The organism is Streptomyces sp. AF1A (assembly GCF_047340315.1).
Taxonomy (GTDB): Bacteria; Actinomycetota; Actinomycetes; order Streptomycetales; family Streptomycetaceae; genus Streptomyces.
This window is the reverse complement of sequence record NZ_JBLEBI010000245.1, coordinates 1-8,080: the sequence shown is the minus strand read 5'-3', so window position 1 is coordinate 8,080 and position 8,080 is coordinate 1. Positions and strand designations below refer to the sequence as shown.

The window sequence follows — 8,080 nt, the reverse complement described above, 5'->3', positions numbered from 1 at the left end:
GCGACGGGCGGGCCCCGCTGTCCCGTGCCTCGCTGGACGCCCCGCGCGGACACGACGACCAGCAGGACCCGACGCAGACCTCCCGCATGCCGCGCATGGACGACCGGCAGGGCCCGGGCTCGACCGCGGAGATGCCCCGGATCGACGCCCACGGTCCGTCCGACACGGGCGAGTTCCCGCGCCCGGAGCTGAACGGGGCGGGCGGCGCCCAGCAGACCGGTCAGTGGCGGCCCGACGCCGGGCAGCAGACCGGCCAGTTCGCCCAGCCGCAGAGCCCGCAGCACACCGGGCAGTTCACCCAGCCCCAAAGCCCCCAGCACACCGGGCAGTTCACCCAGCCCCAAAGCCCCCAGCACACCGGGCAGTTCGCGCAGCCCCAGAACCCCCAGCACACGGGCCAGTTCGCCCAGCCCCAGAACCCGCAGCAGACCGGGCAGTTCAGCCGCCCGGACGCCCCGCAGCTGCCGGGCGGGTTCGAGCAGCAGGGCGGCGGGTCGTTCGTCCGCTCCGACGTCTTCGGTACGCCGGCACCCGCCCGGCAGGACGACAACACCCACAACACGGGCCAGTTCGCGGCTCCGCAGGCGTACGACGGCGGCTCCACGGGCCAGCACGCGCTGCCGGGCCGCCCGCAACCGGCCGGCAACGACTACGGCGCCCCGCGCCCGCCGGCCTCGCGGCCGCAGCGTCCGGTCCGCCGCGAGCCGGAGGCGCTGCCGCCGGCCACCGGTCCGGGCGACGGCCGCACCCCGCTGTACGACACGCTGGAGACCAACTGGTTCCGCGGTGGCCGGCAGCAGGAGAGCAGGCCCGCGCCGCAGCAGCCGCAGGCTCCGCAGCGTGCGGCCTCCTCCACCACCGGCTCGTGGCGTACCTCGCCGAACGACGAGATCGTCCGGCAGGCCGAGCGCGTGCGGCAGCCCGCCGCAGGCGGTGTCACCACCTCCGGCCTGCCGCGCCGCGTGCCCCGGGCGAACCTCGTCCCGGGCACGGCTCAGCAACAACAGCACCAGAGTGGTCCGCAGGTCTCGCGTGCGCCCGACGACGTGCGCGGACGGCTGACCAATCTCCGTCGGGGCATCGCCCAGGGCCGTCAGGCCGGCAACGGCCAGACCGGCAGCTTCCCGAGCCCCACTCACCAGCAGGAGCGTTAGTTGAGTCCGATGAGCCAGGCGGCACAGAACCTGAACTGGTTGATCACCAACTTCGTGGACAACACCCCCGGGGTGTCGCACACGGTGGTGGTCTCCGCCGACGGCCTTCTGCTGGCGATGTCCGAAGGTTTCCCGCGGGACCGCGCCGACCAGCTCGCGGCCGTCGCGTCCGGTCTGACCTCGCTGACCGCCGGGGCATCCCGGATCTTCGAGGGCGGAGACGTGGCGCAGACGGTCGTCGAGATGGAGCGCGGGTTCCTCTTTCTGATGTCCGTCTCGGACGGGTCGTCCCTCGCGGTCCTGGCCCATCCGGAGTGCGACATCGGTCTCGTCGGCTACGAGATGGCACTGCTCGTCGACCGCGCCGGTGCGGTACTCACCCCGGACCTGCGCGCCGAACTACAAGGCAGTCTGCTCCACTGACCGGCCCCGGCACCACCCACCTCACCAAACCACCGTCCGGCCGCCACAATCCCCCCACCGGCCCCGTCAGACGGCTTGACTGACCGACTTGCTGTCCCGCCCGGAGGATTCATGACCCCGCCCACCGCCCATCATGATCCGTACGCGGAGCCGTACGGGGACGAGGGCGACCAGCCGCTGGTGCGGCCGTACGCGATGACCGGTGGCCGGACGCGGCCCCGGTACCAGCTCGCGATAGAGGCGCTGATCAGTACCACGGCCGACCCGGCAGCGCTCATGGGACTGCTCCCGGAGCACCAGCGCATCTGCCATCTGTGCCGCGAGGTCAAGTCGGTCGCGGAGGTCTCCGCGCTGCTGACCATGCCGCTCGGAGTGGCACGGATCCTGGTCGCCGACCTCGCCGAGGCCGGCCTGGTCGCCATCCATCAGCCGGGTGGCGACGAGAACAACGGCGGCGCACCGGACGTGACGCTGCTCGAAAGGGTGCTCAGTGGACTTCGCAAGCTCTGACGCGGGCCGGGCCACCACCTCCGCGAAGATCGTGGTGGCGGGCGGCTTCGGCGTGGGCAAGACCACGTTCGTGGGCGCCGTCTCGGAGATCAACCCGCTGCGCACAGAGGCCGTCATGACGTCCGCGTCGGCCGGCATCGACGACCTCACCCACACCGGGGACAAGACCACCACCACGGTGGCCATGGACTTCGGCCGTATCACCCTGGACCAGGACCTGATCCTGTACCTGTTCGGCACGCCGGGCCAGGACCGCTTCTGGTTCATGTGGGACGACCTGGTACGCGGCGCCATCGGCGCGGTGGTCCTCGTGGACACAAGGCGCCTCGCCGACTGCTTCCCCGCCGTCGACTACTTCGAGAACTCCGGACTGCCCTTCGTCGTCGCCCTCAACGGCTTCGACGGCCAGCAGCCCTACGCTCCCGAAGAGGTGCGCGAAGCCCTCCAGATCGGGCCCGACACCCCGATCATCACCACCGACGCCCGCCACCGTGCGGACGCGAAGAGTGCGCTGATCACGTTGGTGGAGCACGCCCTGATGGCGCGGCTGAAGTAGCACTCAAGTACGTCGCCTCATAGGGCAGTTGTCGTAAACGCGGCGGAGCCGGCTGTGGCATTTGACACGGTCGGCTCCGGTGTTCATAACAGTTCGGCAGAGGAATGGCCCGGTGTCGCCACGCGACGCGGTCGCGTGGTGCCGCTGCGCTCACAAAGGCTCCGTCTTTTGACGGGGCTCGCTCTTTATGACCGTTTTATCTGGGACTTACAACGGTCCCGTCACAAGGTTTCCACTGTTTGGAAGTGCGCTGGTCCACGTGCTGGAATGCCTGAACTGCCCCGTGGTCGAAGACGTACTCCTTAGTGGTCTGTGGCGAACCGGGCTCTGAGAGACTGCGGCACGACGAAGGTGCCGACCGCCGAGAGGTTGTTGGTCGAGTGAGGCGAAGCAAGAACGGTCCCGAGCCGTCGGCACGGGGCAACTTCACCCCGCCGCCGCGCGCTGCGGCGCCCACCCCCGTGCCCGGCACGGAGCCGGCGGCCGCCCCCGTGTCGAGCGGCGGCCGCCTCTCCCCGCGCAACTGGCGGGTGCCGACGCGGCTGAACGCGATCCTGCTCATACCCGTGCTGGTCGGCCTCATCATGGGCGGCTTCCAGGTGAAGAGCTCGATCGACACCTGGCAGCAGGCCCAGGACGCCGAGCACGTGGCGCTGCTGGTGCGCGCGGCCGAACAGTACGGCCAGGCCATCCTCGACGAGCGCGACCTGAGCGCCCCCGACCTCCTGGCGGGCAAGGGCGAGACCGCGCAGGTCAAGGCTCTGCGGGCCAAGACCGACGCGGCCAGGGGGAAGTTCGACCAGGCCGCCCGGGACATGCCGCACACGGCCTCCCTGGAGCGCCGTCTGAAGCTGTTCCGCGCGGGCGAGCGCAAGCTCCCGGCCCTGCGCAAGGCGGCGTACAGCGAGGCGATGGACCCGGTCAGGACCGAGGAGGGCTACGTCGCCGTCCAGCACGGCCTGATGGAGTTCGCCAACGAGCTCAGCCTCGGCACCGGCAACGTCACCAGCTACGGCCGCACCGTCTACGCCGTCTCCCTCGCCAAGGCCGCCGCCTCCCTCGAGCGCTCCATCGGCACGCACCTCCTGCTGCGCCCGAGCGCCAAGCGGAGCGTGGCCGAGCAGCAGCGTGTCTCCCTGGTCTCCTACCGCTACCTCGAGGGCATCGCGGTCAACGAGTTCGTCTCCGCCGGCACGCAGGCCGACGTGGACCGCCTCGACGCGATCATGGCCCAGCAGCGCAAGGCCGTCGGCGACACGGGCGCCGCGGTGAACGCCGGCGACAGCTCCTCCACCCAGGGCGGCGCCTACTCCGCCATGCCCGCCGCCGACCGCATGGTCCAGGGCATCGCCTCCGGCGCCTTCACCCCGCAGCAGCTCGCCGCGAAGGGCGTGACCGTCAAGACCTGGATGGGCGCCTCCACGGCCAAGTTCCAGGGCTACTACGCGGTCGAGACCGAGCTCGTGAACAAGGCGGTGAACGACGCCCAGACCATCGCCGACAACGCCCGGCAGAAGGCGTTCGTCACCGGTGGCATCGTGGTCGTGGCCCTGCTCGCCGCCTTCATCCTGGCCGGTCTCGTCGCCCGCCAGATGAGCCGCTCGATGCGCCAGCTCCGCAACGCCGCGTTCGGCATCGCCGAGCAGCGCCTGCCTATGCTGGTCGACCAGCTCTCCCGCACCGACCCCGGCCGGGTCGACACCCGGGTGGCCCCGATCCCCATCACCACGAAGGACGAGATCGGCGAGGTCGCCCGCGCCTTCGACCAGGTCCACCGCGAGGCGGTCCGGCTCGCCGCCGAGCAGGCCCTGCTCCGGGGCAACATCAACGCGATCTTCACCAACCTCTCGCGCCGCAACCAGTCGCTGATCGAGGGCCAGCTGACCCTGATCACCGACCTGGAGAACAACGAGGCGGACCCGGACCAGCTGGAGAACCTCTTCAAGCTGGACCACCTGGCCACCCGTATGCGCCGCAACGGCGAGAACCTGCTGGTCCTCGCCGGCGAGGAGCCGGGCCGCCGCTGGGACCAGCCGGTCCCGCTGATCGACGTCCTGCGCGCCGCCTCCTCCGAGGTGGAGCAGTACGAGCGCATCGAGCTGTCCGGCGTCCCGGAGGCCGAGATCCACGGCCGCGCGGTCACCGACCTCGTGCACCTGCTGGCCGAGTTGCTGGAGAACGCCACCACGTTCTCCTCGCCGCAGACCAAGGTCCGCGTCACCGCGACCCGTCTGCCCGACGGCCGCATCATGATCGAGATCCACGACAAGGGCATCGGCCTGACCGCCGAGGACTTCGCGGACATCAATCACAAGCTGGCCAACCCGCCGACCGTGGACGCCGCGATCTCCCAGCGCATGGGCCTGTTCGTGGTCGGCCGGCTGTCCGACCGGCACGGCATCCGCGTCCAGCTGCGCCCCTCGGGCGAGCAGGCCGGCACGACCTCCCTGGTCATGCTGCCGGACGCGATCACGCACGGCGGTGGCGGCGAAACGCCGCTGGACCGCGAGGAGTTCACTGTCTCGCAGATCATCCCGGAGCAGCAGTTCCAGGGTGAGAGCTTCGAGCAGCCGCAGCCCCTGCGCACCGCCGCCGAACTCGGCTTCGACGACAGCCGGTACGTGGACGTGCCGGACGACATCCGTGAGCTGGACCCCGTCGGCCGCTCCCTGATGCGCGAGGAGCGCCGCGCCGCCCTGGAGGCCCAGAACCAGGACCAGCAGGCCGCCGAGCCGCAGCACGAGAGCGCGGGGAGCGCCGCGTACGGGGACCCGCGGTTCGACGGGCAGTCCGGCTACCAGGAGCAGCCGCAGCAGACGTACGCGGAGAACGGGTACGAGGAGCAGCAGGCCGCGTTCCAGGAGTCGTTCCAGGAGCCGTACCAGGAGTCGTACCAGGAGCCCTACGCGGAGTCGTCCTCGGCGTCGTACGAGAAGCCGTACGACGAGCAGTACTACGCGCCGGGCGGCGAGCTGCCGCAGCACGAGGGCTTCTCCGCCAACGGCGGTTACCCGGAGCCCGCGTATGCGGAGCCCGCCCCGAGCCCGTCGTACGAGGGTGAGTGGCAGCCGCAGGACGACTACCAGAACCAGAACGGCTACCCGGCTCATTACGCTCCGGAAACGGAATCCTCGCAGGCCGCTGACGCAGGTGAGCGGAACCGCGTAGGCTTCGACCGTCCGGGAACGGCCTCTCCCGCCGCACACGAGCTGACCGACGCCGGGCTGCCCCGTCGCGGCTCTGTCGCGAACGGTTCCGCCGGGAACGGTTCCGACGGCGCGAACGGCGCGGGGCGTGTGCCGCAGGAAGCGCGCGTGCAGCAGGAAGCGCCGGCTCCCGCACCGGGGAGCGCGCTCCAGAGCGACGGCGACAGCGGCTGGCGTTCGGCCAACGACGAGCGCTGGCAGCAGGCCGCCCAGCTCCGCAAGCCGAAGGCAGGCGGGGTCACCGCCTCGGGCCTGCCGCGGCGGGTGCCCAAGGCCAATCTGGTCCAGGGTTCCGCCGAGACCACCCCCCAGGGAGGCCCCCAGGTCTCCCGCGCCCCGGAGGACGTCCGGGGCAGGCTGAGCAACCTGCGTCGGGGCGTCCAGCGCGGACGCAGCGCAGGCAGTGAAACGAACGGCCAGGGCTTCGGTCCTGACAGCACCTACAACCAGGAGCGTTAGTGTGAGCCCGATGAGCCAGGCGGCACAGAACCTGAACTGGTTGATCACCAACTTCGTGGACAACACCCCGGGGGTGTCCCACACGGTGGTGGTCTCCGCCGACGGACTCCTTCTGGCGATGTCCGAAGGCTTCCCCCGCGACCGCGCCGACCAGCTCGCGGCCGTCGCCTCCGGTCTGACCTCGCTGACCGCCGGTGCCTCGCGCATCTTCGAGGGCGGCAGCGTGAACCAGACGGTTGTGGAGATGGAGCGGGGATTCCTCTTCATCATGTCCATCTCCGACGGGTCGTCCCTCGCGGTTCTGGCCCATCCGGAAGCGGACATCGGGCTCATCGGGTACGAGATGGCCCTTCTGGTGGACCGCGCGGGCACGGTCCTGACCCCGGATCTCCGTGCGGAGCTCCAGGGCAGCCTTCTCAACTAGCAATCGGACGGTGCGCATCCGTGTCCCGGGGCCTTAAGGTTTCGGGACGCGGCTCCACACGGATGGGTGCCCGGCACAGTCGGAGGAGGAGAAAGTGGCAACACCCCCAGGCGGTTCGTCCTCGGGCAACTGGTCGTACGGTCCTGCCCAGGGCCGGCACGACGGCTCGGCGAACCCGTACGGATACCCCTCCACCCCCGGCCACCGGCAGCCCTACGCCCCACAGGGGCCCGGCCCGTCGCCCTACGACCAGCCGCCGGCCCCGCGCATCCAGCCGGTGCAGCCGCAGCGCCGCCCCGAGCCGGCGCCGGCGACCGCATCGAACAACCCCCTGGTGCGTCCGTACGCCATGACCGGCGGCCGGACTCGCCCGCGCTACCAGCTCGCCATCGAGGCACTGGTGCACACCACTGCCGCTCCGTATCAGATGCAGGGTCAGCTGCCCGAGCATCAGCGGATCTGCAACCTGTGCCGGGAGATCAAGTCGGTGGCCGAGATCTCGGCCCTGCTGACGATCCCCCTCGGCGTGGCCAGGATTCTCGTCGCCGACTTGGCGGAGGCGGGCCTGGTCGCCATCCATCAGCCCGGCGGCGACGAGAACGCCGGTGGCCAGCCAGACGTGACACTGCTCGAAAGGGTGCTCAGTGGACTTCGCAAGCTCTAGCGGCGGTCCTTCCCGCTCCACCACCTCCGCGAAGATCGTGGTGGCGGGCGGCTTCGGCGTGGGCAAGACCACGTTCGTCGGCGCCGTCTCGGAGATCAACCCGCTGCGCACAGAGGCCGTCATGACGTCCGCGTCGGCCGGCATCGACGACCTCACCCACACCGGGGACAAGACCACCACCACGGTGGCCATGGACTTCGGCCGTATCACCCTGGACCAGGACCTGATCCTGTACCTGTTCGGCACGCCGGGCCAGGACCGCTTCTGGTTCATGTGGGACGACCTGGTCCGCGGCGCCATCGGCGCGGTGGTCCTCGTGGACACCCGGCGCCTCGCCGACTGCTTCCCCGCCGTCGACTACTTCGAGAACTCCGGACTGCCCTTCGTCATCGCCCTCAACGGCTTCGACGGCCAGCAGCCCTACGCTCCCGAAGAGGTGCGCGAAGCCCTCCAGATCGGGCCCGACACCCCGATCATCACCACCGACGCCCGCCACCGCGCGGACGCCAAGTCGACGCTGATCACCCTGGTGGAGCACGCCCTGATGGCGCGCCTGCGCTGAACTCGGCCACCCGGCTGCCCCCTTGCGGTTCACACCGCCCGGGGGCAGCTTTTCGTTGCGCCCGCGGTTCTCCCCGCGCGGCACTCGGGCACCTGGCACACGCAGACGGGCCCCCTCCCGAG

The 8,080-nt window shown here is 70.7% G+C and carries 7 protein-coding genes and 1 pseudogene; all 8 read left to right on the top strand.

Annotated elements, in window-relative coordinates; translation table 11 throughout:
* Positions 1 to 1,154, top strand: a pseudogene (locus ACLU3S_RS34320) (hypothetical protein); the annotation flags it as partial.
* Between the two features lie 9 nt (positions 1,155 to 1,163).
* Positions 1,164 to 1,577, top strand: a complete 414-nt coding sequence (locus ACLU3S_RS34315) for a roadblock/LC7 domain-containing protein (protein ID WP_005479910.1) — start codon at positions 1,164 to 1,166, stop codon at positions 1,575 to 1,577.
* Between the two features lie 111 nt (positions 1,578 to 1,688).
* Positions 1,689 to 2,087: a DUF742 domain-containing protein gene (locus ACLU3S_RS34310; protein WP_030168425.1), complete on the top strand. Its 399-nt coding sequence runs from the start codon at positions 1,689 to 1,691 to the stop codon at positions 2,085 to 2,087.
* Positions 2,068 to 2,643 carry a GTP-binding protein gene (locus tag ACLU3S_RS34305; protein WP_184970470.1) on the top strand — a complete coding sequence of 192 codons (576 nt, stop codon included), beginning with the start codon at positions 2,068 to 2,070 and terminating at the stop codon, positions 2,641 to 2,643. Before ACLU3S_RS34310 ends, ACLU3S_RS34305 begins: the two co-directional genes overlap by 20 nt.
* Positions 2,644 to 3,023: 380 nt before the next feature.
* On the top strand, positions 3,024 to 6,308 hold the full coding sequence (locus ACLU3S_RS34300; protein ID WP_413955886.1) for a nitrate- and nitrite sensing domain-containing protein: 3,285 nt from the start codon (positions 3,024 to 3,026) through the stop codon (positions 6,306 to 6,308).
* 10 nt (positions 6,309 to 6,318) lie between these two features.
* The gene (locus ACLU3S_RS34295) at positions 6,319 to 6,732 is read left to right on the top strand and encodes a roadblock/LC7 domain-containing protein (protein ID WP_004983065.1); all 414 of its coding nucleotides are present in this window, start codon (positions 6,319 to 6,321) and stop codon (positions 6,730 to 6,732) included.
* Between the two features lie 94 nt (positions 6,733 to 6,826).
* On the top strand, positions 6,827 to 7,396 hold the full coding sequence (locus ACLU3S_RS34290; RefSeq protein ID WP_413955885.1) for a DUF742 domain-containing protein: 570 nt from the start codon (positions 6,827 to 6,829) through the stop codon (positions 7,394 to 7,396).
* Positions 7,377 to 7,958, top strand: coding sequence for a GTP-binding protein (locus ACLU3S_RS34285; protein WP_110630992.1), 582 nt, complete (start codon positions 7,377 to 7,379; stop codon positions 7,956 to 7,958). Before ACLU3S_RS34290 ends, ACLU3S_RS34285 begins: the two co-directional genes overlap by 20 nt.
* Positions 7,959 to 8,080 lie beyond the last annotated feature (122 nt).